Raw genomic sequence first — 25597 nt, forward strand, 5'->3', positions numbered from 1 at the left:
GTCAGAATGACGATCCGAGCGTAATCAACGCGCCGATATCATCCGGGGCATTCTGGAAATGCCCCGGTTCGCTGCGGTAGAAGACGCTGGTTGATACCCGCCCGAACGGCAACTGCGCGCTCCAGTTGAATTCGCTCATGATCTCGCGCCCTTCCGGGGCGAGCGAGAGGCTCTGCCGTCCGAAGATCGCGCTTTCGGTAGCATAGTCATAGCCAACCGGAAGATCGAACTGGATCGCTCCCGCTGCTACCCGCACAGGCTGACTTACGCGCAGGCCTATGCTGTCCCCGCTGAAGAAATTGCCACGCCGGGTTACATCGAAAGACCACGCCCGGGTTTCCACTTGCGACCCGGCACCGATCAACGATCCTCCGCGCGGAGCGGTAAAGCCGGCACGATAAGCCGCCCCAACTCGCCAGTTCGGGGCGATCGAGTAGCCGAACCGGCCATCAAGGAACACCGTATCGGCGCCCTCAAGACCAAAAGCCGGATTGAAATGCGCGCCCAGCAGCGTGCCCTCTTCCGACAGCAGCGTTAGTGCGGCGGATGCGTCAAGCCCCTGCCAATTGCGATCCAGAGCAAGGCTGAATGTCGAAGTAGGACGACGCTCGCGAATGCCAAACATGATATCGCTCGCACGGCGATTGTCACCCAGCCAAGCCCGGCCACGCTCTGCCGATACCGTGATCCCCCAGGCCCCGACCTCGTGTCGAGTTGCGAAGGCGAGCTCGCTGCTTTCGAGGAAGCCGGCATCACGCCCCGCTTCGGGTGCAATCAGGAACGCTGGTCGTTCCGCTCCCTGCAATTGGGCGACAAGGCCGCTCGCACCTTGCGACACCGCGAAACCCACCTGCATGTCGGGCGCAATGCGCGCCGCCACCCGAGCCGCAAGCACGCGCGCACCCAGCGCATCATCAGGGGTGAGTTGCAGCGCCTCCGACCAGCCAAGCCCAGCGGCGCGCGGGCCTTCGCCTACCGTGATCGCCAGCGCCAGCGTTTCATTACCGGCTGCCCGGGTCAGACCACCGCGCCCGACCGCGCCTTGCAGCCGCTGGACCTGCGCGGCGTTGCGGGTTTGCCCGGTGAGGTCGACGCTATAGGCCCGGTCATAGCGATCGGTAACGATCGTGCTGATCGTCGCACCAGACAATGCGTCGCCCATTGCCGCCGAACCGATCGCGAAGTCATCGACCAGCGCCAGCGCCGATCCTGTCCCTGCGAGCGTTGTCGTCCCTTGTGGCTGAAACGCGCGGGCGATGTCGAGAATGCCGGTGCCGAACACATTGTCCGTTCCAGTCGCCCCCGCGTCGCGGGCGGTGGCCAACAGGATTTCGACGATCTCTTCGCCTGTCAGATTTGGAAACGCCTGCGCCAGCAGCGCGACCGCCCCGGCGACTTGAGGTGCTGCGAAGCTGGTGCCGGAAAACAGCGTGACGAATTGCTGGCCATCAATGGTTTCGACAAACAGCTCGCCATTGTCGTAGACGCAGCAAATCCTTTCGCCCCTCGCAGAGATAAAGGACGCTGCAGAATTGCCCGCGCGGTTGCTGAAGTCGGAAAATGCCCCGTCTTCGTCGATCGAGCCGACAATGATGACATTTCCGCCCCCCACTTCGAGCAGGCTGGTGGCAAACGGATCGGGTTGATTGGGGTCGATCCCCGGCTCGCTTCCATCGCCGCCATTCCCTGCGGAAATCACCACGACAATGCCCGCAGCTGCGGCCCGGCCGACGGCATTGCGCAATTGCGAAGTTGCCGGGCTGCCGCCGAGGCTAAGATTGATGACTGTCGCGCCTGACGAGATCGCAAGATCCAGCCCCGCGGCAATGTTGGCGTCGCTGAAAGTGCAGCCGAGTGTCGGGTCTTGCGGTGTGTCTGATCCGCAAGAACCGGGCGTGTCCGCACGAATCGCCAATACCTGAGCGTCGAAAGCGATGCCCAGCACGCCGCTGTTGTTGCGCGCTGCCGCCGCGACGAGTGCGACATTGGTGCCGTGATCGTCTTCGGGATCGACGCCCCGGCTGCCTGCGACATCACGCGAATTCGGGTGCACCCGCCCGGCAAATTCGGGGCTGTCACTGTCGATGCCGCTGTCGATAACAGCGATGATTTCGCCCGATCCGGTTGCGCCGTCCTGCCAGGCCTCGATTGCGCCATGAAAACCCGGCCCGTCCGAACGCCGGAATTCCGCAGTGTCGAAATTGGTCGTGGGAGGAGGTGGCGGAGGAGGAGGCGGCGGAGGAGGCGGAGGGGGTGGCAGCATGGTCATCGGCGGCATACCGCCACCCCCGCCTCCGCATGCGCTCAGCGCCGCGCAGGCGACAGCCGCTGCGACCACTTTCCAGCGGATCGGAGCGTCTGGTTCACATATCGGTGGCTCGGAGCCGATCGGCTGCCCGTCGAAATCGCATGTTGGATAAGTCCCGGAGGTCTCGGGCATAATCGTCTTCCTTCACCACTACCCCCAGCACCCTAGTCATAGTCAGATGGCAGCACTTCTTACAAGCCCCTCGGCACAATGACTTATGGCCGAACTCAGCAGCGGTTCGCGCAACGCCCTTGCCGTGCAATGCGGCTCTCGCTAGCAGCTTTCATCAGAACCAACCGGCCTACGCGCCGCTCCAACGGAAACCAGCATGACCGACAGCCTTATCTCCCAGATCGAAGAAGCTTGGGAAAACCGCAGCGAGATCACCCCTGGCAGCGATGTCCGCCACGCTGTCGGAGAGGCGCTGACCATGCTCGACAATGGCGAAGTCCGCGTGGCAGAGCCTGACGGCAATGGGGGCTGGAAAGTCAACCAGTGGCTCAAGAAAGCAGTGCTGTTGTCGTTCCGCCTGAACGACAACCGCGTGATGGAAACCGCTGCGGGCGGCGAGACAGCCTATGACAAGGTGCCGATCAAGTTCGCGGGTTGGGGCGAAAGCCGGTTTCGGGAAGCCGGATTTCGTGTGGTCCCAGGCGCGGTCGTGCGGCGCGGCAGTTTCATCGGCAAGGGCGCGGTGCTCATGCCCAGCTTCGTGAACATTGGAGCCTATGTCGGCGAAGGCACGATGATCGACACCTGGGCCACCGTCGGCTCCTGCGCGCAGATCGGCGCGAACGTCCATATTTCGGGCGGTGCGGGGATTGGCGGCGTGCTTGAGCCGCTGCAGGCGGAACCCGTCATCATCGGCGACGGAGCCTTCATCGGCGCGCGCGCCGAAGTGGCCGAAGGTGTCCGTGTAGGCGAAGGCGCTGTGCTTTCGATGGGCGTGTATCTGGGCGCATCGACAAAGATCGTCGATCGCGCCACCGGCGAAGTGCACATGGGCGAAGTCCCGCCCTATGCCGTCGTGGTGCCCGGCAACCTGCCCGGCAAGCCTCTGCCAGACGGTTCACCCGGCCCCTCGCTCTATTGCGCCGTGATCGTCAAGACCGTTGACGCGCAGACCCGCTCCAAGACCGGAATCAACGAACTTTTGCGCGACTGAGCCACGCCCGGCCACTACGATTCAGGAACAGGACCAAGGTACTCCCGTTGATCAATAGGACCAACAATCAAGGGAGCCCCCATGGCCGAACAAAACGAACCCATCCACATCGAAGACGACGACGCACGCGCTGCACATACAACGGGCTATATGCGCTATGTACTCGGCATCGGATTGCTGATCGCTATCGTCGCGATGTCGATCGTATGGATCATTCCGGCGCTTTCGAACTGAAGACGCCAAGGACAAATGCCGGATGACAAACGCCGACCGTCTTATCGAGCGTTTGCAACTGGCGCCCCATCCCGAGGGTGGATGGTACCGCGAAACCTGGCGGGCAGAGCCTGACAACGAAGGTCGCGCAAGAGGAACGGCGATCCTGTTCCTTCTCAAATCCGGCGAAGCATCGCATTGGCACAAGGTCGATGCGGATGAGCTCTGGCTCTGGCAGGATGGCGATCCACTCGAACTGTCAATCGCACAGACCGATATCGGACCGGTGCGGAAAGTAACGCTTGGCCGTGACATTGCGGATGGCCAATGTCTGCAGGGCATAGTCCCGGCAGGAGCATGGCAGGCTGCCAGTGCGTCACCTGCGCCAGAATCCGATCATGGCTATACTTTGGTCAGCTGCATTGTCGTGCCGGGATTCGATTTCGCGGGCTTTGTGCTTGCGGCCCCCGGATGGGAACCGGGCAAGAAGGAACAATCATGATCCGAACCGCGCTTCGCCTGCTTCTGGCCGCTTTTTATGCCTTTGCCGGCTACATGCACATTGCGCAGCCGACGCCTTTCCTGTCGATCATGCCAGCAGCGATCCCCTATCCCGAAGCCATCGTGTTCTGGACGGGTATTGCCGAGATTCTCGGCGCCATCGCGCTTGTGCAGCCGTTCAGCCCGGCTTTGCGGCGCGCAGGGGGGATTGGCCTTGCCCTATACGCGCTGTGCGTATGGCCTGCGAACATCAATCATTTCATCATGGATATGGCGCGCGAAGATCAAGGCTTAGGCCTTGGCTATCACATTCCGCGCATGATCGCCCAACCAATCATCATCGGGTGGGCATTATGGGCAGGGGAAATCCCCCTGCGGCGGAAGGCCAGCAACGCGTAACCGTCAGGAAACAGCGCCACTGGCCTGCCGTTTGAGGCAAAGCCTCTTAGCTGAGGTGCTTGGAAACAGCAGCCGTCATCTTGAACATCGAGATCTGGTCCTTGCCGATCACTGCGCCCAGCTTGGCGTCGGGATTGATCTGACGCTTGTCCTTCGAATCCTGCAGGCCGTTGGCCTTGATGTATTCCCACACCTTCGAAGTCACTTCGGCGCGGGTCATCGGGCCTTTGCCGATCACCGCTTCGAGGTCGCCCGAAAGTTGCACCGGCTTCTGCAGTGCATTCGTTTTGCCAGCCATGGTTAGTCTCCCTTGATGTTATGGCAGGTTGTCAGAAATCTTCATCTTCCTACGCCTCGTCATCGGCAGAACCGCCGGTGTAAGGCGCGTGGATCACGGCGCAACCGGTAACAAAGCCCTTGATCGCGCCCAGCACGTCGTCGCGACTTGCTCCGGGCATCAGCGTCAAAGGTAGTTCGGTTGCGAAAATCTGGAATACGTAGTGGCGCGTCTCGCCTTCGGGCGGAGCGGGCAGCAGCCATTCGGAATTGCCGAGCGCATTCTTCCCTGCACGAGGTGGTACTTCGCCTTCGAGAAGCTTTCCCTTCTGGCCCGGCAGTCCCCACACCAGCCAATGGCACGCAGGAGTATCGCCGGCGCTCGAAGCGTCTTCGACGATAATGATCAGTTCCTGCGATCCGGGAGGGGGCGCACTCCACTCCAGCGGAGGAGCAACGGCATCTTCTTCCTCGGCAGTAAAACACGGGTCGAGCGCTTCACCGGAATCGAAAGCCGGGCTGGTCAGTGCGAACCCGCCACGCCCAAGCGTCTTGGCATCCCCCAGGCTTGCAATTGCAAGGCCGGGGTGACGCGCCGCCGGGGGCAGTTTGGGCGCAAGCCATTCGGGCAGGTCAGGCATGATTCTGTCTTTCCATGACCTCGTTGCTAGTCGGAACAGATGCCCAAAACGAGGGAGATCGCCGGGATTTGCCCCCGCTTCTGGGGAAAACCCCGCGAAATGTGAACGAATTCAAACACAGTCCCGGCTTTTTTGGTCGTGGACAAGCTCGTTCGCTTGCAGTTTGCAAAGCGCCGATGCATAAAACCCGACGCCTGCTGAGGCTATCTGTATCGGTTTCTTGCCCGGAGTCGCGTCCATCTCATGAATACAAAACGTGTATCCATCAGCCGCATCGCGCTTTCAGCGACGCTTGCCCTTTCCCTCGCAGCATGCGGAGGAGGCGGTTCTAGCACTCCCCCAACAGGCGGAACGCCAACCCCGACACCACCGACGTCCAACTGCGCGATTTCGAACCAGATCGCCTTTGCCAACGATGTGCTGAACGAATGGTACCTGTTCCCCAGCCTGCTCGACAACACCGTGAACCCGGCGAATTTCAATTCGGTGCAAAGCTATCTGGATGCACGCGTCGCCCCTGCCCGCGCCCAGTCGCGCGACAAGGGCTTCACCTTCGCCACCTCGATCGCGGAAGAAAACGCGCTCATCAACTCTGGCTCCAGCGCCGGGTTCGGAATCCGGCTGGCATTTGACTCGATTAACAACCGCGTTTTCCTGTTCGAAGCGTTCGAAAACGGCAACGGCTTCCAGGCCGGCATGGATCGCGGCACCGAACTTCTCGCAATCGGCACCACCAGCGCGAACCTGCAGACGGTGAACTCGCTGATGGCATCGGGTGGGCCGCAAGCGGTCGTCAACGCTCTTGGCCCGTCCGATCCGGGCGTGAGCCGGGTGATCCGCTTCGCCCAGCTGGGCGGGAACGTAATCGAGACATCGGTGACAAAGACCGAATTCTCGCTCGATCCGGTGTCAGACCGGTATGGTGCGCTCGTCTTGAACGATGGCGGAAAGAATGTCGGCTATCTCAATTTCCGCACCTTCTTCCCTAGCAGCGCAGGCGATCAATTGCGCGATGCGTTCGAGCTATTCAACGCCAATGGCGTGACCGAGCTGATCATCGATTTCCGCTATAATGGTGGCGGACTCGTGTCTCTCGCCGAAACCTTCGGAGATCTTCTGGGCGAAGGCCGGGTCGGCCAGGTGTGGAGCCGCACGATCCTGCGCGCGTCGAAATCTTCGGAGAACTCCACGCGGTTGTTCCAGAACGAAGCCCAGTCGCTCCAGGCGTCCAAAATCGCCTTCATCACTACGGGCAATAGTGCCTCGGCCAGCGAATTGGTGATCAACTCGATGATCCCCTATCTCAATGCGGACAGCATCGCGATCGTGGGCTCGAACACTTCGGGCAAGCCGGTGGGGCAGTTCGGCTTCGATTTTGCGGAGTGCGATCTGCGTATTCGTGCTGTGACGTTCCAGACCGTGAACGCCAGCGATCAGGGCGAATACTTCACAGGTCTTGCCAGCGTAATCCCCAATTCGTGCCGCGCAGATGACGATATCTTCACCCCGCTGGGTGATCCGGCCGAAGCCTCGATTGCGACTGCGCTGGATTTCCTCGCCGGTCGCAGCTGCACCGCCATTTCGCAAGGCGGCGGGCAGACGGCGCAAAGCGTGGGCGGACGCGAGACATTGCGCCCCGAATTCCCGACAGCCGCCCAGTTCGAGATCCCCGGTCTTTTCTGACCGGGGTCTCCCCTTCCGGATTCACATTCCGTCGGGGACGGTTTCGAACCCTGGAATATCGCCCATCGGAGTCCATGCCTGTGCGCTCTTGGCGTAGCAGTGAAACGCGGGCTGAAGGTCTGAAGTATCGTCCAGCGTACCGGCCTTGATGAACATCAGGCCGGGTTGCTCCAAACGGGTGAACACCGGCGATCCGCATTCGGGGCAGAATTGGCGCCTCACCGTCGCACCGCTATCCCCGGTGTCGTTATAGGTCTTGATCTCGCCGGTGAATTCGACGGCGTCTTCAGGCACGCCGATGATAATGGAAAGCGCGCTGCCAGCCTGCCGTTGGCAGTTCTTGCAATGGCAGGTCACGCAAATCTTGGGCTCGGCACTCAGCGTGTAGCGCACCTTGCCGCACAGGCAGCCTCCGGTTTTCGTCATCTTGTCTTCTCCCCTCCTGCCGTCACTTCGCACTCAGATCGTCGCTCCTGACAAAGAGAAACACAACGAACCCCAGAGCGAACAAGGCGTCAACGCACAGAATGGGGAGTATCGCGGCATCCGCCCCCGGCTCCAGCGCGGCGGGCCCCAGCAAACCGACCACTCCGAGCTTCCCGATCAGACCCGCCCACAGGGCCGGCCCAAAGCGAAGCGGATCACGCGCCACCAGCAGGTAGACAATGCCGAAGCAGAAGACGAGCAGGCTGACAATCCGGGCATCGATAGTTGCCTCGGGCGAAAACATGCCGAGAGCGCCGATCACAAAATTGAACAGGCTGGCGGCCCAGAAGAAAAGGATCCAGCCCTTGCTCACAGGCTCACTGCCAATGGCCGCCCCCAGTCGGCCGGACCCTGCCAAATTTTCCGTTTCCTTGATCATGGAGCCTCATCGCCGGTGAAAGGTTGATCGCTGGTATGGCCACAGCCGTAAAGGACCGCATCGCCAAACGCGACTGTGGCGGTGTAAGGGTATGCCCGGTCACTCATGCCGTCGCTGCACTGCCCCGGGGTAAGGGCAATCTGCAGGGCGTTCCCATCCAGAGAACCGCTGAATCCGATCCCGTTGTTGCCGGCGAAACGCGAGACCGCGAATTGCGAGCCATCAAAATTTTCCGGCGAGGCGTAACGGGCGACGAAGCCTTCGCCATCCGGGGTGATATAAATGCTCCAGAACGGTTCCGTGCCGAGCAGGGTTATGCTTGCTGTCGGTGAAATGCCGTCGAATGGCTGGGTATCACGGCCGATTTCTCCGGGAGCATCGGCGCAAGACAACAGCAGCAAGCCGCCTGACGCGGCAAGGATCGATCTGGGCAATTTCGGCACGCTCGCTTCCCTTTTTCCCGACTGATATCGCATGTCGGCGTGTCAGGAAACCGCAGTCAGCAATGCGAAGGGCGGGCCCGCACTTGCAGGCCCGCCCGGTTTGAATGGCAGTCTGCGGATCCGGGTTACTGCGGCATCAAGACCGTATCGATCGCGTGGATCGTGCCGTTCGAGGCGGCCACGTCGGTCGCGATTACGGTGGAGGTGCCACCTGCTGCATCGGTCAGCACCACGGCGTCATCGACCAGCTTTGCGTTGAGAGTGCCGCCGCCAACGGTGGTGATGGTGTAGCCCTCATCGCCCGCTTCTTCGATCGCGGCGGTCAGCGTCGCTGCGTCAACAGCACCGGCGACAACGTGATACTGCAGGATCGCCGTGAGCGTTTCGATGTCGTTGGTTGTCAGTTCGGTAAGGGTCGCCTCGTCGATCATTGCAAAGGCATCGTTGGTCGGCGCAAAGACCGTGAACGGCCCTTCACCCGACAGCGTCTCACCGAGCTCGGCAACCGTCACAGCCGCTACTAGGGTTGAGAAACCTTCATCGCTCTGTGCCACTTCGACGATGGTACCGGCTGCGGTCGCATCTTCGGCGATCGCGGTTTCGTCGGCCATCATGGTGTCGCCGCTGTCAGTTTCGGAAGAGCAAGCGGCCAGCGCGAGGGCGATGGAGGAAGCGAGGGTGATCTTCACAATGTTCATCAGAACCAATCCTTTGGATTATCGGGTTTGTCGTTGATCTTGCGAAAGGGGGTTCGCAAGTCCGGGGCCAGAGAATGAGTGGCAGCCCCTTCACATATACGAACGGGTCGTCGCGGCGGATGTTCCGAATTGCCGGACCGCTTTCGGAACCCTTGGCCCTCCGCGCAGTTGAGGCGGCATGGGATTTGAACCGACACGCGCTGCCGGGCTGGATCGGCTGACCGACTTCCTTCCGAGAGCAGGCCGCGCCTACGCCAAAAACCGCAATTACGATGACGGCGTGCCTGACAATGGCATTCGCCGCAACGTCTCGCAGCTTTCCCCCTGGCTGCACTCCGGCCTCATCAAGGAAGCCGAAGTGCTTGATGCCGTTTTGCGTCAGCACAGCGCCGATGCCGCCGACAAGTTCATCGCCGAGGTGTTCTGGCGCGTCTACTTCAAGGGCTACCTCGAACAGCGTCCCGGCATATGGCGCGCCTATTGCGAAGGGCGCGACCGCGCCTTGGACGCGATTGAGGCGAACGCCGGACTGCGCACCACCTATGAAGCCGCAGTCGCAGGCTCGACCGGGATCGAGGCCTTCGACCATTGGGCACGCGAGCTGGCCTCCACCGGTTACCTCCACAACCACGCCCGCATGTGGTTTGCGAGCATCTGGATCTTCACGCTCAAGCTCGACTGGCACCTTGGTGCAGACCTGTTCCTGCGCCAGTTGATCGATGGCGACGCGGCCTCCAACACGCTTTCGTGGCGCTGGGTTGGCGGGCTGCATACCAAGGGCAAGACCTACCTTGCCCGGCCCGACAACATCGCCCGCTACACCGCCAAACAACAGGGCGGTCCGTTGGCGGCGCAGGGTCTCGCGAGCGATGCCCCCGCGCTTGAGGAACCGGGCGAGCACCCGCGCCAGAGGCTCGCCTTGCCGCCTGCACCGGATTGCGCGGCTTTCGCGAAGCCCTATGCCTTGCTCCTGCATGACGAAGGTGCAAGCCACGTTCCGCTCAACCTCCCTTCGCCGCCGGCTCTGGTGATCGGCGCCGCTCGTCCAGAGGCGCGTTCACCCTTGCCGACGGCCGCTGCCGTATCCGGCTTTGCCCAAGAGGCCGTGGCAGGCGGGGTCAGCGCAGCCGCGGCGGCTTTCGCTTGCCCCGGTATCGACTGGCCAACGGACCGCCCGCTGGCTGACATCCTTGCCCAAGCCGGGATCGAACGGCTCGCCTTGCCGTACCTGCCCGCCGGGTGGACCCGCGACGCTCTGATGCCGCAGATCACTCCGCTCGCACATCAGGGCCGTGTTACCGAACTCCTCCCGGCGATCGACCGCGAAACCTGGCCGCATGCGCGTGCCGGGTTCTTCGGGGTCAAGAAGAAGGTCGGCCCGATCCTCGACGATCTCGGGATCAGCGCCAGCCCTACCCTGTTCGCGGCGGAGTAGGAAAGCGGGGAGTTCACACCCCCCGTCAACCGATCACATCACCTTGTCGGGGCGCGCGTCGTGCTTGTGCCGCGCTTCCTTGCCCAGCACCCGCTCAAGCCGCTGCGCCATGGTGTTCGCCGCCTTGCGCGCCGCATCATCCACTTTCGAGGCATGCTCGGTCACGCCGATCGGACGACCGCCACGCGGGCGCGCCTCGATCGTGCAGGTCTTGTCATCGGCGCCATGCTTGTGCGCGTTTTCGTCGGAGACATGCACTTCCACCCGCGTCAGGCGATCCTCGAAGCGGGCGAGCTTGTCGCGCATCATCGCCTCGATCCGGGTCGCAACGTTCTCCGTACCCATGACGGAACTGTCGGAGTTGAACTGGAACTGCATGGAATGCTCTCCTATCGTTGTCGTTGCCGATGGCATCATCGGTGTCATCCAATGTGGGCATTTCGGCGTGTAATGCCAGCACTTTCGGCGCCGGGTTGAAGGATATGCGACGGGCCGTTTTCCAACAGGATGGAACGGGTGGAACACGGTCCTGAAGAAAAAATCGTGGAAGTGTCACCCTTTGTGCGCAAAGCGTCACCTTACGTGCGAAAGTGTCACCCAAAGCCGGGAAAGTGTGACCCGAATTCGCGAAACTATGACCATTCGCCGGGGCAGAGTGTCGCCTTTGCAGGGGGGCAAGTGTCACCTCGACAGCCCCTTCGCCAGCAGCGGATGGACGCGCCTGCCCTGCCGCTCAGAGGCACGCCGGGCCCGCGCCTGCTCCAGCGCAATGTTCCACAAATGCGCAAAATGCGGCGCGCGCTGTCGAAGGCGATAGGCGGCCTGGCGGCTCATCCCGACAGATCGCGCTGCAGGCGCAACCTTGCCGGAAACGGCCAGCGCCCTGAGAAAGGCTGTAGCCCTTTCGGCAGTCCAATGGGTGTTGTCAGGGGTGGATGGGTACGGGTGTGTACTCATCCATCAGGATAAGCCACAATTGCAGGCCTGTAGGAAAGGGGTGAGTTCAGCCCGCCCCTTCCCCATCTGCGTCAGGTGTCCGCGAGGCGGATGTCCCAGTGGTAGGCATGGTCGGCTGTCTTGTGCGCGATCAGTAAGGGCGCACCGTCGCCGGCACGGCGCAGCAGGCCGTCCTCGGCATTGTTGGCTTCTTCATCCGGGAAATACATCTGAGTGATCAACCGCTGTTCGCGACCGACCACATCGAAATGGATGTGATTGGTGCGCCCGGCATAGGCCCCCGGCTTGATCGTCGTGACGCGCCAGTTGCCGTCTGGATCGGTGCGGATTTCGGCAAAGCCCTGGAAGTCGGGATCGTGCCACTCTTCCTTGTGCGGAGCGTTGCCGTGCGAATACTGGCCGTGCATGTTGGCCTGCCACAATTCGATCTTGGCATTGCTGATCGGCTTGCCGAAGCGGTCCAGCACCCGGCCGAACACTTCGATCACCTGCCCCTTGGCGCGATTGGCATGGCCGTGCAGCCGGGTCATGTCGGCGTCGGCTTCGTGCGGACGATTGGCCGGATAGAACGGGCCGATCGTCTGGTATGGCGTGATCTTGTCCCACCATTCCGGCGCCCCTTGCGCGGCAAGCCGCGTGGCCCCTGTGGCTGTGAGAACTGCGCCAGCGGCAAACGCGCGGCGCGAAAGTTTATGCTTCATCGATACCCCCCAATCGACGACCCTGCCGGGAGGATTATCACGCCGTATGAAGATTGGCGAGTGCAGGCGGCGCTATTGCGCGTGCAGGGCTTCGGCTTCGCGCTTTGCGCGGCGCTCGGCATCGGCCTTTTCCCGCCGGATCGCGCCCTTGCGCGCCTGTTCGGCAAGGCCCAGCCAGGTCTTTTCGGAACGCAATTCGCGCTCCTTCACATTGTCCAGCTCCGCTTTCTCCGCTGCCAATGCCGCTTCGACTGCACGTTCAAGATAGAATTCGTAAGTCTGGGCCATGGCGGGGTTCCTTTGTCGGAAGAGGGGAAAGCGGGGGGGTGGTGTAGCGGGCGTTGCAAGCGGGGCGCCGCAGCCTTGCAGCGCGGCGCCCCTGACTTGCGGGCTGGTTCAGCCTATCAGTCTGCCGAAGACAGATTGATCGCCGATTCCTTGCCATTGCGGCCGGTTTCGACTTCAAAGTTCAGACGCTGATCCTTGTCGAGGCTGTGCATGCCGGCGGCCTGAACCGCGGAAATGTGCACGAAGCTGTCGGCAGAACCGTCGTCGGGCTGGATGAATCCATAACCCTTGTCGGTGTTGAAGAATTTTACGGTGCCAGTCTTGGCCATGATGCGTTCCTTTCAAGAACGATTGGGTTGCCCGCGCGGCAGGGTGCCGTGCGGGTCGTGCGTAAATCGATCAGATGAAAGGAAGTCGTCGTCCGGTTTACGCCGGGGCCGGGCTACCCGTTGGAAGGGGAAGCAAGTGGCAAGCGGCGGTCGTCAAAGTTCAAGTTCCGTCGCAAATTCCGACGTCAGCGGCGATGTTGTAGCACACAATTGCGCAAACGCCTAATTATTGTTCGCGGCGGCTTCTGGAGTCACTACGCGAGCCTATCGCTCATCCAGAACGCAGACTCTTGCTAACTTTATCGATTCCGGAACCGGAACATCCCTCAGCACTCCGTCCACGGTTCGTCGTTCGACGTTCCCGACTTCATAGAGCGCCTGCCACGGGCGCCCTGCCACATCATGATCCCGAAGGGCATCCGACAGGCGTTTCAGCCTTTCTGGCGAAGTGAAGATATGTTTTGCGGCAGCTGTTCCCGGCCCGTGGAGCCCCCCGACAATCAGAGTGCGAAGCGGTGCCTTTCTATCGCGCATCCTTATCAATGCATCGCGCTTCTTGCGGTATTCGGGGGTATCCCGTTCTGCCAGGTCTGCCCGCGCCAGTTGGGCCAAATCCCGCTTGGCTCGGAAATGCTCCCTCGTCACCGACGAGCCCATGTTCGGCACGCAGGACAAAACGAGATAGTCTTTGGTCAATTGCCCGGTCTTGCCCAACGGTGGAATGAGCCTGACGATATCGCCACCGTCGCTATAGGAGAGATCCCACTGGCCCTCGGAGTAACCCGCACGGTCAACCTCATGACCATACCCGCCATCGCCGTAGCGGATTTTCGGCATGAAAGGCAGATCGTCTGCCTCGGGGATGAGTTGCATGCTTCCGCTGTTCAGGCTGTAACCCAAGCTTAGTCGTGCAACGAAATTGGAATGAGGGCTGCCAAAGCTGACGCAATTCTCCAGAATATCTTCGTCGACAATGTCCCTGAGCCATCTGACCTTTTTGTCGCCGAGATGCATCAGAACGTGCTCGAACGCGCTCCATGCATCGACCATTGATCGGCCAAAGGTCGGCTCGTTCCCCAACCGGTAATCCACACCGACATGAGCCACGCCATGCTGAAAGGAGACATTGTCCGTGATTGAGAAATTCACGACCTTTTCGAAGGCTTCTATTTGGGTGCCAAGATCGGAATCAGTTCTCCACCGGTCATCGATTCTGGTCAATTTGTCGATGACATCCGCAATCTTGTAGAACTTGATCTTCATTCCATGCGTTCCTGTTTGGGCTTGGCGCGTGACGCGGACACCAGATAGGCAAGCAACCAAGCCAATGCCAAAAACGAAACGGGAAGGTCAGCAGGATTGTTTGCCACCTGATCCATCCAAAGGTCTACACAAACCATCACCATCAGTGCAAAGGCAATCCGAACAAGACTCCATCGATCTCCGTTCACGCCATATATAAAATAATCTATAGCCAAGGATCGTGCGTTGAATATGAAAAATGCAAGAGAAACGACGATCAAAAGAAACCAAAAGAAATTGGAAAATATTTCAAAATTCATACAATCTATTAACATATTTCATGATGATTTCTTGACAAGACTGTTCAACGCTGTATTTTGTAAGAACGCTGATAGTATTATCGTCAAAATGATTTCGAATCCCAAAAATGCAGATTCTTTGTTGACCTCTTTCAACCGCAACACTCCACGTCTAGCCATCCGGAATTGCATCAATTCCGAAAGTTGAAAGGCTTGATCTTATGGAAAATTGGCCTGTTGTATAGCGCGATGAAGCAGTTGTGGAGGATCTGGAGCAGATCGACAGCCCGACGCGGTAGCCCCTCACTCCCGCTCGATAACCTCGCTCAGCATGGCAACCCTTGCGCCCAGCAGGTCGACCTGCATCGCGTTGGTGGCGTGCTGTCCGTCGGGTGACAGAGTCAGGCGCTGCTTGACGGTGAAACTGCCTTCCATGGTGTAGCGGATGTTGAGCGTGTTGCCCTTCGTCCAGATTTCGACCGGGCTGTCGGCGTCGGTCAGGCTCGCTTCGTAGCGGCCTTCGGACAGGCGGCGCATTTCCCATGTGCGGGTGCGGGCTGGCTTTTCGCCTTCGTGGATCACCTGCACCAGCGTCAGCACGCCCGATGGCGCGACACTGCCGGTGCTCTCGACCCGGATCGGCACCGTGCCCAGCAGCCCCTTGTCGAGCGTGCCCTGCCCTTCGAGCCGCCCGTTGAAGAACACCAGCGGATCGAAGGCCGGTGACGCGGCCTCGCCGACCATGGCGAAATCATCGGGCAGGCTGGCGCAGCCGGACAATGCCAAAGCGGCGAGCGCGGCAAGCCCGAAGGTGATCCTGCCGCGCTGCGCCATGCGGGATTACTCCGCCGCGTCTTCGGGAAGATAGAGCTGCTTGCCCTTCTCCTCGTAGAGCTTGGCCATTTCCTCCATCCCCTTTTCCGCGTCTTCTGCGGCGATGAAGGTATCGGGCTCGGCATTCTGCCTGGCCGCGAAGTCGCGCACTTCCTGGCTGATCTTCATCGAGCAGAACTTCGGCCCGCACATTGAACAGAAATGCGCGGTCTTGGCGCCTTCCGCCGGGAGGGTCTGGTCGTGATATTGCTCGGCGGTTTCCGGGTCGAGCGACAGGTTGAACTGGTCGCGCCAGCGGAATTCGAAGCGCGCCTTGGAGAGTGCATCGTCGCGCACCTGTGCCGCCGGGTGCCCCTTCGCCAGGTCAGCCGCGTGGGCGGCAAGCTTGTAGGTGACAACGCCGACTTTCACATCGTCGCGGTCGGGCAGGCCGAGGTGCTCCTTGGGCGTGACGTAGCAGAGCATCGCCGTGCCGTACCACCCGATCTGCGCTGCACCGATGCCGCTGGTGATGTGGTCGTAACCGGGAGCGATATCGGTGACGAGCGGCCCGAGGGTGTAGAACGGCGCTTCGCCGCATGCCTCGAGCTGCTTTTCCATGTTCTCCTTGATCTTGTGCATGGGCACATGGCCCGGCCCTTCGATCATGACCTGCACGTCCTGCTCCCACGCGCGCTTGGTCAACTCGCCCAGCGTGTAGAGTTCGGCGAACTGCGCTTCGTCATTGGCGTCCGCGATACTGCCGGGGCGCAAGCCGTCGCCGAGGCTGTAGGCGATGTCATACGCCTTCATGATCTCGGTGATCTCGTCGAAATGCTCGTAGAGGAAGCTTTCCTTGTGATGCGCAAGGCACCATTTCGCCATGATCGATCCGCCGCGCGACACGATCCCGGTGACGCGCTTGGCGGCGAGCGGGACGTAAGGCAGGCGAACCCCTGCGTGGATAGTGAAATAGTCGACGCCCTGTTCGGCCTGTTCGATCAGAGTGTCGCGGAAGATTTCCCAGGTCAGTTCCTCGGCAATGCCGCCAACCTTTTCCAGAGCCTGATAGATCGGCACGGTGCCGATCGGCACGGGACTGTTGCGGATAATCCATTCGCGGGTATCGTGAATGTTGCGGCCCGTCGACAGGTCCATGATCGTGTCAGCGCCCCAACGCGTCGCCCACACCATCTTGTCGACTTCCTGCGCCACGTCCGATGCGACGGCGGAATTGCCGATATTGGCGTTGATCTTGACGAGGAAATTGCGCCCGATCGCCATCGGTTCGCTTTCGGGGTGGTTGATGTTGGAAGGGATGATCGCCCGTCCCCGTGCGACTTCGCTGCGGACGAATTCGGGGGTGATCACATCGGGGATAGCCGCGCCCCAGCTTTCGCCATCGCGCACCTGATCCTTGGCGATTTCGCGGCCCAGATTCTCGCGCTCGGCGACATATTCCATTTCGGGCGTGACGATACCTTTGCGGGCGTAGTGCATCTGGCTGACATTCATGCCCGGCTTGGCGCGCAAGGGGCGCTTCACCACATTGGGGAATTCAGGGACGCCGCCCGAACGATCCGGGCCAAGCTGGCCGTTGTCTTCAGGCTTTACCTCGCGCGCATCGTAATCCTCGACATCGCCACGAGCGAGAATCCAGTCACGGCGATGCGGCGCAAGGCCGGCGTTGATGTCGATCACGGCCTCGGGATCGGTGTAGGGGCCGGAGGTGTCGTACACGCGCACTGGCGGCTCCCCGCCTTCGAGATGGATTTCGCGCATGGCCACCTGAATGCCCGATCCGGTGCGCGCGCCGACGTGAATCTTGCGGCTGCCGCGGATGGGCCCGGTGGTTACGCCAATCTCTACGGGGGAATTGATATCGGCCATGCGAAGTCTCTCCAGATGGCGGAGTGCGGACTTCTGCCTTAGCGGCGCCCACTCCCTCCGCCTGTGTTAACAGGTTCAGGTTCAACGGGTCGGCGGACTCAAACCGCCCTCTCAGCCATCATGGCTCCCCGGGGATGGGTGAGTGTTAAACCGCGTTGGCTTGCGAGTCTAGGACTGCATCACCGCTGGAGGATCAATGCGCAGGCTCGCCAGTCGCATCTGCGGCTTCGTCATGCAGCGCGTCAACGCGAGCCGTCACCGCCGGAGTATAGACAAACTCGCTGCCGCTCAGGTCGATCGCCGGGATTTCCTCGCGCTCACGCCAGTAATCCTGATTGTGCCGCCATTCGGGCTTGTCGCCCCGGCGCGGCAATTGGTCGAGCCCGCGCATCAGATAGCCCGGATTGAAATTGTCCGGTTCGATCCAGGGGTGCAGCTGCATCCCTTCGTCTTCGGGCCGCAGGGCAACCTCGACCCTCGCCATGCCCTTGTCATGCATCCGGTTGAGCAGGCCGCAGACGAAATCGCCCAGCATGTCGACCCGCAAGGTCCAGCTGGCGCGGAAATAGCCCATGACCCACGCCATGTTCGGCACGCCGGTGAACATCATCCCGCGATAGGTCACGCTGTCGTTCCAGTTGACGGGCGCACCATCGACCTCGAACGGGATATCGCCCATCACCGACAGGCGGAAACCGGTTGCGGCGATGATCAGATCGGCTTCGATCAGTTCGCCCGATGCTGTCACCACCCCTTCGGGGGTGTCGCGGTCGATCGTGTCGGTCACCACGCTCACCTTGCCCGACACCGCGGCGCGGAAAACGTCGCCGTCGGGGCAGAATGCGAGCCTTTGCTGCCAAACGCGATAGCGCGGGGTGAAATGCGGTTCGAATTCGAAATCGGGTTTCCCGGTAAAGGCGCGCACCAGCTCCTTCAATTCCTCGAACACGGCATCGGGTTCTTCGATGCAGCGCCGTGTCAGGACATCCTGATCATGCATGATCTGTTGCCGCACGACGCGGTGAATGGTCGGCTCGTCTATGCCGATTTCACGCAGCCGGTCGGCCAGCTCGTTCTTGTTCTCGCTGCAATAAAAATAGGTCGGCGAACGCTGCAGCATGGTGACATGCGCGGCTCTCTTGGCGAGTTCGGGGACGACGGTGGCAGCGGTGGCCCCCGATCCGATCACCAGCACCCGCTTGTCCGAATAATCGTATTCCGGATCCCATTTCTGCGCGTGGACGAAATCGCCCGCGAAATCGTTTAGCCCGCGATCCGCCCAGTCTTCGGGAATGTAGGGTTTTTCGTGGTCGTAATAGCCCTGGCACATCCACAGGAAATTGCAGGTGAAGGCGACCATAGCACCGTCGGAAAGCCGCTCCGCCTCGACCGTCCAGAGGTTCGTTTCGCGTGAGAACGCGCAATGGACGATGCGGTGGCCGTAATGGATATGATCGCCGATGCCGTTTTCCTCGATCACTTCGCCCATGTAATCGAGGATCGCCTGCGCGCTGGCGATGGGTGCGCCCACCCACGGTTTGAAGCGATAGCCGAAAGTGTAGAGATCGCTGTCGGAGCGGACACCGGGATATTTGTGCGTTTCCCATGTGCCGCCGAATGTGTCCTTCATTTCAAGGATGGCATAGCTTGCCCAGGGGGATTGCTGCTGCAGGTGATAGGCCGATCCGATGCCCGATATCCCCGCCCCGACAATCAGGACATCGACATGGGTGGTAGTTGGCCAATCGATCACATGTGCCATCGCGCAATCCTCCATGCTGCAGGGATATCGAGGGGTGCGCAGAGGCACATTGATGCGGATCAATTTTGGCCGGGACGGCTTGCCCACAAGCCCGCGATGCGTCAGCACAGGGGCCTGAGGAGAGAGAACACGATGCCATTCCGTATGACAGAGATGGTGGGATGCGAATTCCCGCTGTTTGCCTTTTCCCACTGCCGCGACGTGGTGGCCGCAGCCAGTCGCGCGGGCGGTTTCGGCGTGCTGGGCGCGGTCAGCTACACGCCTGAACAGCTGGAGCATGAACTTGCGTGGATCGACGATCATGTCGAGGGCAAGCCCTATGGCGTCGACGTGCTGATCCCAGAAGTGCAGGCGGTCGATCATTCGGTCAGCGCAGATGCGATCATCGCGCAGATCCCGTCGCAATATCGCGATTTCACCCGCCAGCTGCTGCGCGAATGCGGGATTGCCGATGATGTCGGAGCGCCGCAGGGCGGATCGCAGGCGCCCAACACTTCGCTGGGTCAGGAATTGCTTGAAGTCAGCTTCAACCATCCGGTGCGGTTGATCGCCAATGCTCTGGGCACCGCCCCGCCGGAAATGATCGCGGCGGGGAAGAAATACGGCATTCCGGTCGCAGCGCTGGTGGGCGCGAAGGAGCACGCGCTTAAACAGGTGGCCGCCGGGGTCGATGTGATCGTCGCGCAGGGTGGCGAAGGCGGCGGGCATTGCGGCGATGTCTCGACGATCGTGCTCGTCCCCGAAGTGATCCAGGCGATAGAGGAAGCGGGCGCGGACATTCCGGTGCTTGCGGCAGGCGGGATCATGAACGGGCGGCAGATGGCAGGGATGATGGCGATGGGAGCGGCGGGCGCCTGGTGCGGCAGCGTGTGGCTTGCCTCACCCGAAGCCGAGACGACCCCGGTGTTCCGCGAAAAGATGATCGCGGCCGGATCGCGCGACACGATCCGCTCAAAGCATCGCACCGGCAAATACAGCCGTCAGTTAAAGAGCGAATGGCACGATAGGTGGGAGGCGGCTGGCCTGCCTGCCCTGCCCATGCCGTTGATGAGCCTGCTGGCCGAACCGGTGCTGCGCGCGCTGGATCAGGCGGCGGTGGCGGGCAATCCCAAGGCCCAGGCTCTCTCAAGCTATTGGGTCGGTCAGGGGCTGGGCCTCGTCAAGGATTCGCGCGGGGTCGGCACCATCGTGCAGGATTTCAAAGCCGATTTTGCCGCCGGGTTCGAGGGTCTGGCTGCCAATCTCGAATAGAGCCAAGCTGCGGCAAACGGACCTGGCGATATCTCCGCAGACACAAAATGGTACTTGCCCGGACAAGCCCCGCAAGATAAAGGTTTCAATGTGCAACTGTTTGACCTGATCCTTGCGGCCAAGATTCTCGTCACTGCGCTTGCGGTCGTGATCCCGTTGTTTGTCGTGCCGGTTCGGGTCAGCGCTCCCTTGCTTGGCCTTGAGGAGACGCAAATGCGCTACATGCGCCTCTATGCGCTCGCAGTCGGCGCGCTGCTGATCGGTTATGCGTCGGGCTTTTCGTGGTGGCGGGACGGTGGGTTTCCCTATGGCATTGCGATCATGGGACTCGTTTCGAATGGCGGCGCAGCGGTGTTGCTGGCGTATGACAAGCACGTACCCTTGGTGCGCATAGGCGCGGCTTTCTTCGGACTGATTGCGGTGGCGCTCGCGGCCAGCCTGTTTGCACCTGATTGGGCTATGAAACCGCTCTGATCTGCGTATTCCCTACCTGCGCACCGCGATGACATCTCTTTACCGTCTCGATTGCACCGCTCGCGAAATTGCCGGGCGCTTTGGCGCGAGGCTGGGCGATGATCCCTGGGGCGGGGGTTATGTCGCGCGGGACCGCTTTGCCCCCGTCATCACCGCCGGGCACGATTTTATCGCCGGGCCGCGCCCGCCGGGCGGAATGCTGCAGCCGCGCATCGTGCCACGCCTGTGGGGCGTGCTGCCCCCGTCCGGCTCCGACGATCCGATGCGCCGCATTTCCACGGTGCGCAATCCCGACAGCCCGTTCTGGATCGGCAATCTCAGGAACAGCGAGTTCCGCTGCATTGTCCCGGCGACATCGGTCATGCTGTGGTGCAGCGGGATCGATTATGAAGGGCGACGGCTGAAACACTGGTTCGCGCCCGAGGACGGCGGGATCTTCGCCATCGCCGGGGTGTGGAAAGACGAGGACATTCCCGCATTCGCCCTGCTCACACGAGAAGCATCCGGCGCTGCAAAAGCGGCGGGATGCAATGCCATGCCGCTGATTTTGCCATCCGATGATCGCAGCCTTCAGACGTGGCTGCACGGCGGCTGGGACGCGGCCAGACTTCTGACTGAGCGCCCGGCACCGATCCCGCTTATCGAACGGGATATGGAACCGGATTAGGCTTCCTCACGCGGGAGGCTGAACAGGCAGATGGCCAGCAACATAGTCGCCAGCACGCCTGATCCGCCCGCAATCGGCAGTTCGCCAGCGAAATCGCGGCCCAGTGCCATGGACAATGCGTTGGCGATGGCAGCGACACAACCGACCACAAGGCCGAACCAACCCAACAATCGTGACCCGCCGCCAAGCCTAGCCAGGGCGAAAACGATCAACGCCAATGCCAGCAAGAGCTTCGCCGCGTTGTAGACCATGAAGGAATAAGCGACGATTGCCGCGGCAGCCGGCGCGAAGGCTTCCACCTCGCGCGCGACTTCGAAAAACGGCCCGAACAAGGTCAGCCCCACGCCGACCTGCACCACGTTGAGCACGGCTGCAAAGCCGATCGCCGACCACGCAAGAAAATGCTGCTTTGCCTCAAGCATGGCAGCCCCGGCAAAAGCCGCCATCAGAGTAAAGATGACCCCTTCGATACCCCACAGCAATTGGCGCGGCACCTCAGCACCGCTGGCATAAAGCGCGGTGTAGACGCTCTGCGTGACTGCGGCTGCCAGCAAGAGAGCGGCAACCAGACGGACCGTGTTGCGGAAGGAAATCGGCATGAATCGTACCCCTGTCATCGCGCGCGCCCTGTGCTTTGGTGTAGTCCGGGCGTCAAAATCAACGATACAGGCGCGTTCGCCGGTTGCGAGCAAAAGGTTACACCGGATCCCGGCATCCCCCACCATGACACGCGATTAGAGTTTCGCAACCCACTGATCCTGTTATTCTTCTCCGGTCTATGCGGCTTGATTCGACCATTGGTTTGGACGGAGCCGCTGACTTCTAAAGGGGGAGCATCCATGAATATTTCACGCCTGCCGCGCGTCCGCATTTCGGGCGCGCTCCTGCTCGCATCGAGCACGCTTGCGATCGCCATGACCAGCCCGGCGCAGGCCGACACCACCGCGCCCTGCAACACCGGCAACGGGCCTGACGCGGTGGCAGACACCAGCGACGACACGCTCGAATGCGGCGAGAATGCCAGCGCGACGGGCGGCAATGCGACAGCCGTGGGCAATGGCTCCGCCGCCTCGGGAAGCCTGAGCCTTGCCGTGGGCGACAGCGCCAGCGCCTTTGGCCGTTCGGCACAGGCAACCGCGGCAGGCGCAACCGCAATCGGCGCGGCATCGGACGCGTTCGGCACCAACAGCACCGCCATCGGAATTCTTTCGGTCGCCACCGGCGCGGACAGCATCGCGGTGGGGCGCTTGGCGCAGGCATCGACCGCGCGTTCGGTCGCCATCGGCACCGGGGCAAGCGCCACCGGAGACGAAGCGACCGCCCTCGGCGAAGCAGCGGACGCATCGGGCCAGGCCGCGATTGCCATCGGAAATGACGCGGAAAGTTCTGGCGTGGGTTCGATCGCGATCGGATCGAACACGGCGGGCGCGGACGTGTTCGGGGTGATCGCCGGCGGACGGGCCACCATCGCCATCGGTTCGGAAACGCGCATCTATGCCGACGGGGCAATCGCGATTGGCGGCGATCTCGACAATGACGGGCTGGGCTCCTCCGCCAACGCGACCGGCAACGTGGCGCTGGGTGCGGATTCGTTCGCGGTCGGGTTGAATTCGGTCGCCATCGGGGCCGGTTCCATAGCGGACCTCAACGATTCCGTGTCGGTCGGCAGCGAGACGAACCGGCGCGTCATCACCAATGTCGCACCCGGATACCGCGACGATCACGCGGTGACGCTGGGACAGGTCAATGCATTGCTTTCAGGCGGCGGCACGCCGGGCGTCGTCGTCAATGTCGATGGCGGCTTCTCCCCCACCGCGACCGGAACGGGATCAATCGCCATCGGCGACGGCGCCATTGCCGATGGCAGCGAAGCCGTGGTCGTGGGCGCGACTTCGGGTGCGAACGGAAACGGAGCGACCACCTTCGGCGGCTTTGCCAACGCCACCGGCACCAATGCCACCGCACTGGGTTTCAGCGCCAATGCCGGGGCCAACAATGCGACCACGCTGGGCAGCTCCTCCAGCGCCAGCGCCAGCGGGGCTGTCGCGGTCGGCACTTCGGTGCAGGCATCGGGGATCGATTCTGTCGCCATTGGCACCGGTTCGAGCGCGGGCTTCGCCAATTCGGTCGCGCTGGGTTCAGGATCAACCGCCAGCGCCGCCAACACGGTATCGGTCGGCAGCACCGGCTTTGAAAGGCGGATCACCAATGTCGCGGACGGGGTGGCGGACAGCGATGCCGCAACCGTCGGCCAGTTGAAGGCGATTGCCGGGAACGACAAGTTCGCCGCCAACGGCACCAACGGTATTGCGACGGCCACGGGCAGCAATTCGCTCGCCATCGGATCGGGCGCGATTGCCGAAGGAACCAACTCCATCGCCATCGGCCTCGACACAGCCGATCCGGGTGATGTCGGCGCTTTCGCCAGCGGACAGGGCGCTCTGGCGGTCGGTGCCGAGGCGCAGGCGCAGGGCAGCAATACGATCGCGCTCGGTGCGGGATCGCTGGCCTTGCAGGACGATACGCTGTCGATCGGCAATTCCACGCTGAAGCGGCGGATCACCAATGTTGCCGACGCGCAGGATGATAATGACGCGGTGACGCTGGGCCAGCTCAACGATGCGCTTGCCGACAGCGCTACGCCCTTCGTCAAGGTCAACGGCGCAACCGGAAATGCAGTGGCGGGCGGGCTGAACGCTATCGCCATAGGAACGGTCGCCACGGCAGGCGGCGCGGGTTCCATCGCCATTGGCGGCGACACCATCGGCGGGGCGAATTCGACCCGCGCCGACGGCACGGGGGCAATCGCGATGGGCAGCTTTGCGAACAGCGGGTCGGGCGACGGCGCGATCGCAATCGGCGTGCGCGCTCGGGGGGATGGCGCCAACGCTCTGGCGATCGGCACCGATGCCACCGCCTTTGCCAGCGGCACCGCGATCGGCAACCTCAGCTTCGTCAACGCGCTGACAGGCACAGCCATCGGCGAAAGCGCCTTTGTCAGCGGTAACAATTCGGTGGCGCTGGGGGCGGGTTCGGCGGCATTGCAGGCCAATGTCGTCTCGGTCGGCAGCGCCAGCCAGCAACGCCGCATCGTCAACGTCGCAGCCGGGTCTGCCGGGACGGACGCGGTCAATGTCGCTCAGCTCAATTCCGCGCTCAGCAGCGTTTCGGGTGCCAACAACCGCTTCTTCGGGATCAATTCCACCGGCACTTCCGCATCCGCGACGGGGATTGACGCGCTGGCCATTGGTTCGCTTGCCAATGCAGCGGGCAATCGCGGCGTTGCTGTCGGCGTATCGGCGGTCGCCAGTCAGGAAAGCGCCAACTCGTTCGGCACGCGTGCGCGGGCGGAGGGGATCAACTCCGCCTCTTTCGGAGCGGATGCGAGGGCGCTGGCCAACAATGCCATTGCGATTGGTGCAGGCTCCCTTGCAAACGCCAACTTCGCCACCGCTGTCGGCCGTTCGGCGATTGCGACCGGGGACAGTTCGACTGCGTTGGGCCGTGCGGCGGAGGCGTTCGGCGCTAACAGCGCTGCTTTCGGCACCGGCGCCCGCGCCGCTGCACAGGGGGTCGCCTTCGGACAGACAGCAAGGGCCACCGGCAACAACACCACCGCGCTTGGGCAACAGGCGCTCGCCAGCGAGCTGCTGGCCACCGCAGTCGGCAACACATCGTCGGCCACGGCGCAAAGCGCGACGGCAATCGGATCGCGCGCCAAGGCCGCATTTGCTGGCTCCACCGCCGTCGGTGCCAATGCAGAAACCACCGCCGCCAATCAGGTGACGCTGGGCGGTACGGGCAGCGCCGTGCGGATCGGTGACATCGCCGCCAGCACCCAGGCGCAGGTCGGCCCGGTCAGCGTCGTCACCGTGGACGAAGCCGGCACGCTGGGGCGGCAAACCGTCGCCACTGCCGCCTCTGTCGACAATGTCCGCGTGTCGATGAACACGATGCAGGCAATCACCGATGCACAGATCCAGAATCTGTCGGGCAGCATTTCCGCGCTGGACGGCAGGATCACCGGATTGGCGTTCCAGCTGGAAGACCTCGACCAGCGCACCCGCGGCGGCATTGCTGCGGCGATGGCGATGGGCGGAACGATGATCGTGCCTGACAGCACTTTTTCGGTCAGCGCCAATGTTTCGACCTATCAGGGCGAACAGGGCTTTTCCGGATCGATCGCGGCGCGGGTGCGCGAACGCGTATATATCACCGCCAGCGTTGCCGGATCGACCGCCGAAAAGAGCACCGGAGGGCGTGTGGGCGTCGCTTTCGGTTTCTGAAGCGAGAATGG

The 25597-nt window shown here is 61.9% G+C and carries 28 protein-coding genes and 1 riboswitch; of the genes, 10 read left to right on the forward strand and 18 right to left on the reverse strand.

All coding sequences use genetic code 11. The annotated features are described in order from the left end of the window. Window position 1 precedes the first annotated feature (1 nt). Window positions 2-2440: a S8 family peptidase gene (locus L1K66_RS15585; protein WP_252258700.1), complete on the reverse strand. Its 2439-nt coding sequence runs from the start codon at window positions 2438-2440 to the stop codon at window positions 2-4. 196 nt (window positions 2441-2636) lie between these two features. Between L1K66_RS15585 and dapD the strand changes: the two genes are divergently transcribed. The 4 genes from dapD (at window position 2637) to L1K66_RS15605 (ending at window position 4586) form a co-directional block, all read left to right on the forward strand. Continuing rightward, window positions 2637-3473: a 2,3,4,5-tetrahydropyridine-2,6-dicarboxylate N-succinyltransferase gene (gene dapD / locus L1K66_RS15590; RefSeq protein ID WP_252258701.1), complete on the forward strand. Its 837-nt coding sequence runs from the start codon at window positions 2637-2639 to the stop codon at window positions 3471-3473. A gap of 81 nt (window positions 3474-3554) precedes the next feature. Further along, window positions 3555-3707, forward strand: coding sequence for a hypothetical protein (locus tag L1K66_RS15595; protein WP_252258703.1), 153 nt, complete (start codon window positions 3555-3557; stop codon window positions 3705-3707). Between the two features lie 22 nt (window positions 3708-3729). After that, window positions 3730-4188 (forward strand): cupin domain-containing protein, encoded by a 459-nt coding sequence (locus L1K66_RS15600; protein WP_252258705.1) that lies wholly within the window; start codon window positions 3730-3732, stop codon window positions 4186-4188. Next, window positions 4185-4586 carry a DoxX family protein gene (locus tag L1K66_RS15605; RefSeq protein ID WP_252258706.1) on the forward strand — a complete coding sequence of 134 codons (402 nt, stop codon included), beginning with the start codon at window positions 4185-4187 and terminating at the stop codon, window positions 4584-4586. Before L1K66_RS15600 ends, L1K66_RS15605 begins: the two co-directional genes overlap by 4 nt. 46 nt (window positions 4587-4632) lie before the next feature. Here the strand turns inward: L1K66_RS15605 and L1K66_RS15610 are convergent, their stop codons facing one another. After that, a complete protein-coding gene (locus tag L1K66_RS15610; protein WP_034955353.1) occupies window positions 4633-4884 on the reverse strand; it encodes an SWIB/MDM2 domain-containing protein in 252 nt (83 codons plus the stop codon). 49 nt (window positions 4885-4933) lie between these two features. Beyond that, window positions 4934-5503 (reverse strand): YbhB/YbcL family Raf kinase inhibitor-like protein, encoded by a 570-nt coding sequence (locus tag L1K66_RS15615; protein ID WP_252258707.1) that lies wholly within the window; start codon window positions 5501-5503, stop codon window positions 4934-4936. Window positions 5504-5746: 243 nt separating this feature from the next. Between L1K66_RS15615 and L1K66_RS15620 the strand changes: the two genes are divergently transcribed. Further along, complete coding sequence (locus L1K66_RS15620; RefSeq protein WP_252258708.1) at window positions 5747-7186, forward strand: S41 family peptidase; 1440 nt, start codon at window positions 5747-5749, stop codon at window positions 7184-7186. 21 nt (window positions 7187-7207) lie between these two features. On the opposite strand, the gene L1K66_RS15625 is transcribed toward L1K66_RS15620, so the two are convergent. The 4 genes from L1K66_RS15625 to L1K66_RS15640 form a co-directional block, all read right to left on the reverse strand. Beyond that, window positions 7208-7612, reverse strand: coding sequence for a GFA family protein (locus L1K66_RS15625; RefSeq protein ID WP_252258709.1), 405 nt, complete (start codon window positions 7610-7612; stop codon window positions 7208-7210). A 22-nt stretch (window positions 7613-7634) separates the two neighbouring features. Beyond that, window positions 7635-8051, reverse strand: a complete 417-nt coding sequence (locus L1K66_RS15630) for a hypothetical protein (RefSeq protein WP_252258710.1) — start codon at window positions 8049-8051, stop codon at window positions 7635-7637. Next, window positions 8048-8494 carry a COG3650 family protein gene (locus L1K66_RS15635; RefSeq protein ID WP_252258711.1) on the reverse strand — a complete coding sequence of 149 codons (447 nt, stop codon included), beginning with the start codon at window positions 8492-8494 and terminating at the stop codon, window positions 8048-8050. Before L1K66_RS15635 ends, L1K66_RS15630 begins: the two co-directional genes overlap by 4 nt. A gap of 125 nt (window positions 8495-8619) precedes the next feature. Further along, window positions 8620-9192, reverse strand: a complete 573-nt coding sequence (locus tag L1K66_RS15640; protein ID WP_252258712.1) for a fasciclin domain-containing protein — start codon at window positions 9190-9192, stop codon at window positions 8620-8622. Between the two features lie 178 nt (window positions 9193-9370). Between L1K66_RS15640 and L1K66_RS15645 the strand changes: the two genes are divergently transcribed. Beyond that, window positions 9371-10627: an FAD-binding domain-containing protein gene (locus tag L1K66_RS15645; RefSeq protein WP_252258713.1), complete on the forward strand. Its 1257-nt coding sequence runs from the start codon at window positions 9371-9373 to the stop codon at window positions 10625-10627. A gap of 33 nt (window positions 10628-10660) precedes the next feature. Here the strand turns inward: L1K66_RS15645 and L1K66_RS15650 are convergent, their stop codons facing one another. The 10 genes from L1K66_RS15650 to L1K66_RS15695 form a co-directional block, all read right to left on the reverse strand. Beyond that, window positions 10661-11005: an HPF/RaiA family ribosome-associated protein gene (locus L1K66_RS15650; RefSeq protein ID WP_252258715.1), complete on the reverse strand. Its 345-nt coding sequence runs from the start codon at window positions 11003-11005 to the stop codon at window positions 10661-10663. Between the two features lie 303 nt (window positions 11006-11308). Further along, window positions 11309-11584: a hypothetical protein gene (locus tag L1K66_RS15655; RefSeq protein ID WP_252258716.1), complete on the reverse strand. Its 276-nt coding sequence runs from the start codon at window positions 11582-11584 to the stop codon at window positions 11309-11311. Between the two features lie 71 nt (window positions 11585-11655). Then, window positions 11656-12285: a dioxygenase family protein gene (locus L1K66_RS15660; protein WP_051700095.1), complete on the reverse strand. Its 630-nt coding sequence runs from the start codon at window positions 12283-12285 to the stop codon at window positions 11656-11658. Between the two features lie 72 nt (window positions 12286-12357). Next, entirely contained in the window at window positions 12358-12573 is a 216-nt protein-coding gene (locus L1K66_RS15665; protein ID WP_252258717.1) for a hypothetical protein, read from the reverse strand. A gap of 116 nt (window positions 12574-12689) precedes the next feature. Continuing rightward, on the reverse strand, window positions 12690-12902 hold the full coding sequence (locus L1K66_RS15670) for a cold-shock protein (protein ID WP_252258719.1): 213 nt from the start codon (window positions 12900-12902) through the stop codon (window positions 12690-12692). A 264-nt stretch (window positions 12903-13166) separates the two neighbouring features. Next, the gene (locus L1K66_RS15675; RefSeq protein ID WP_252258721.1) at window positions 13167-14165 is read right to left on the reverse strand and encodes a hypothetical protein; all 999 of its coding nucleotides are present in this window, start codon (window positions 14163-14165) and stop codon (window positions 13167-13169) included. Beyond that, a complete protein-coding gene (locus L1K66_RS15680) occupies window positions 14162-14464 on the reverse strand; it encodes a hypothetical protein (RefSeq protein ID WP_252258723.1) in 303 nt (100 codons plus the stop codon). Before L1K66_RS15680 ends, L1K66_RS15675 begins: the two co-directional genes overlap by 4 nt. Window positions 14465-14746: 282 nt before the next feature. Next, window positions 14747-15277, reverse strand: coding sequence for a DUF3833 family protein (locus L1K66_RS15685; protein WP_252258725.1), 531 nt, complete (start codon window positions 15275-15277; stop codon window positions 14747-14749). A gap of 6 nt (window positions 15278-15283) precedes the next feature. After that, a complete protein-coding gene (gene thiC / locus L1K66_RS15690; protein ID WP_252258726.1) occupies window positions 15284-17146 on the reverse strand; it encodes a phosphomethylpyrimidine synthase ThiC in 1863 nt (620 codons plus the stop codon). Window positions 17147-17181: 35 nt separating this feature from the next. After that, a riboswitch (TPP riboswitch) is annotated at window positions 17182-17287 on the reverse strand. Between the two features lie 52 nt (window positions 17288-17339). After that, window positions 17340-18908: a flavin-containing monooxygenase gene (locus L1K66_RS15695; protein ID WP_252258728.1), complete on the reverse strand. Its 1569-nt coding sequence runs from the start codon at window positions 18906-18908 to the stop codon at window positions 17340-17342. A gap of 132 nt (window positions 18909-19040) precedes the next feature. Here L1K66_RS15695 and L1K66_RS15700 point away from each other — a divergent pair, with 132 nt between their 5' ends. The 3 genes from L1K66_RS15700 (at window position 19041) to L1K66_RS15710 (ending at window position 21300) form a co-directional block, all read left to right on the forward strand. After that, window positions 19041-20159 carry an NAD(P)H-dependent flavin oxidoreductase gene (locus L1K66_RS15700; RefSeq protein ID WP_252258729.1) on the forward strand — a complete coding sequence of 373 codons (1119 nt, stop codon included), beginning with the start codon at window positions 19041-19043 and terminating at the stop codon, window positions 20157-20159. A 90-nt stretch (window positions 20160-20249) separates the two neighbouring features. Further along, window positions 20250-20633, forward strand: a complete 384-nt coding sequence (locus L1K66_RS15705; protein ID WP_252258731.1) for a hypothetical protein — start codon at window positions 20250-20252, stop codon at window positions 20631-20633. Between the two features lie 28 nt (window positions 20634-20661). Then, window positions 20662-21300: an SOS response-associated peptidase gene (locus tag L1K66_RS15710; RefSeq protein WP_252258733.1), complete on the forward strand. Its 639-nt coding sequence runs from the start codon at window positions 20662-20664 to the stop codon at window positions 21298-21300. On the opposite strand, the gene L1K66_RS15715 is transcribed toward L1K66_RS15710, so the two are convergent. Beyond that, window positions 21297-21899: a thiamine biosynthesis protein ThiC gene (locus tag L1K66_RS15715; RefSeq protein WP_252258734.1), complete on the reverse strand. Its 603-nt coding sequence runs from the start codon at window positions 21897-21899 to the stop codon at window positions 21297-21299. The two genes, L1K66_RS15710 and L1K66_RS15715, sit on opposite strands and share 4 nt — an antisense overlap. 240 nt (window positions 21900-22139) lie before the next feature. On the opposite strand from L1K66_RS15715, the gene L1K66_RS15720 reads away from it, so the two are divergent. After that, complete coding sequence (locus L1K66_RS15720) at window positions 22140-25586, forward strand: YadA-like family protein (RefSeq protein ID WP_252258736.1); 3447 nt, start codon at window positions 22140-22142, stop codon at window positions 25584-25586. The last annotated feature ends 11 nt before the right edge of the window (window positions 25587-25597 follow it).

Source organism: Erythrobacter aurantius (genome assembly GCF_023823125.1).
GTDB lineage: Bacteria > Pseudomonadota > Alphaproteobacteria > Sphingomonadales > Sphingomonadaceae > Erythrobacter > Erythrobacter aurantius.

Coding starts and splice junctions, on each gene's coding strand:
- L1K66_RS15585 (WP_252258700.1), bottom strand. CDS start 2,440: ATGCCCGAGACCTCCGGGACTTATCCAACATGCGATTTCGACGGGCAG.
- dapD (WP_252258701.1), top strand. CDS start 2,637: ATGACCGACAGCCTTATCTCCCAGATCGAAGAAGCTTGGGAAAACCGC.
- L1K66_RS15595 (WP_252258703.1), top strand. CDS start 3,555: ATGGCCGAACAAAACGAACCCATCCACATCGAAGACGACGACGCACGC.
- L1K66_RS15600 (WP_252258705.1), top strand. CDS start 3,730: ATGACAAACGCCGACCGTCTTATCGAGCGTTTGCAACTGGCGCCCCAT.
- L1K66_RS15605 (WP_252258706.1), top strand. CDS start 4,185: ATGATCCGAACCGCGCTTCGCCTGCTTCTGGCCGCTTTTTATGCCTTT.
- L1K66_RS15610 (WP_034955353.1), bottom strand. CDS start 4,884: ATGGCTGGCAAAACGAATGCACTGCAGAAGCCGGTGCAACTTTCGGGC.
- L1K66_RS15615 (WP_252258707.1), bottom strand. CDS start 5,503: ATGCCTGACCTGCCCGAATGGCTTGCGCCCAAACTGCCCCCGGCGGCG.
- L1K66_RS15620 (WP_252258708.1), top strand. CDS start 5,747: ATGAATACAAAACGTGTATCCATCAGCCGCATCGCGCTTTCAGCGACG.
- L1K66_RS15625 (WP_252258709.1), bottom strand. CDS start 7,612: ATGACGAAAACCGGAGGCTGCCTGTGCGGCAAGGTGCGCTACACGCTG.
- L1K66_RS15630 (WP_252258710.1), bottom strand. CDS start 8,051: ATGATCAAGGAAACGGAAAATTTGGCAGGGTCCGGCCGACTGGGGGCG.
- L1K66_RS15640 (WP_252258712.1), bottom strand. CDS start 9,192: ATGAACATTGTGAAGATCACCCTCGCTTCCTCCATCGCCCTCGCGCTG.
- L1K66_RS15645 (WP_252258713.1), top strand. CDS start 9,371: ATGGGATTTGAACCGACACGCGCTGCCGGGCTGGATCGGCTGACCGAC.
- L1K66_RS15650 (WP_252258715.1), bottom strand. CDS start 11,005: ATGCAGTTCCAGTTCAACTCCGACAGTTCCGTCATGGGTACGGAGAAC.
- L1K66_RS15655 (WP_252258716.1), bottom strand. CDS start 11,584: ATGAGTACACACCCGTACCCATCCACCCCTGACAACACCCATTGGACT.
- L1K66_RS15660 (WP_051700095.1), bottom strand. CDS start 12,285: ATGAAGCATAAACTTTCGCGCCGCGCGTTTGCCGCTGGCGCAGTTCTC.
- L1K66_RS15665 (WP_252258717.1), bottom strand. CDS start 12,573: ATGGCCCAGACTTACGAATTCTATCTTGAACGTGCAGTCGAAGCGGCA.
- L1K66_RS15670 (WP_252258719.1), bottom strand. CDS start 12,902: ATGGCCAAGACTGGCACCGTAAAATTCTTCAACACCGACAAGGGTTAT.
- L1K66_RS15675 (WP_252258721.1), bottom strand. CDS start 14,165: ATGAAGATCAAGTTCTACAAGATTGCGGATGTCATCGACAAATTGACC.
- L1K66_RS15680 (WP_252258723.1), bottom strand. CDS start 14,464: ATGAATTTTGAAATATTTTCCAATTTCTTTTGGTTTCTTTTGATCGTC.
- L1K66_RS15685 (WP_252258725.1), bottom strand. CDS start 15,277: ATGGCGCAGCGCGGCAGGATCACCTTCGGGCTTGCCGCGCTCGCCGCT.
- thiC (WP_252258726.1), bottom strand. CDS start 17,146: ATGGCCGATATCAATTCCCCCGTAGAGATTGGCGTAACCACCGGGCCC.
- L1K66_RS15695 (WP_252258728.1), bottom strand. CDS start 18,908: ATGGCACATGTGATCGATTGGCCAACTACCACCCATGTCGATGTCCTG.
- L1K66_RS15700 (WP_252258729.1), top strand. CDS start 19,041: ATGCCATTCCGTATGACAGAGATGGTGGGATGCGAATTCCCGCTGTTT.
- L1K66_RS15710 (WP_252258733.1), top strand. CDS start 20,662: ATGACATCTCTTTACCGTCTCGATTGCACCGCTCGCGAAATTGCCGGG.
- L1K66_RS15715 (WP_252258734.1), bottom strand. CDS start 21,899: ATGCCGATTTCCTTCCGCAACACGGTCCGTCTGGTTGCCGCTCTCTTG.
- L1K66_RS15720 (WP_252258736.1), top strand. CDS start 22,140: ATGAATATTTCACGCCTGCCGCGCGTCCGCATTTCGGGCGCGCTCCTG.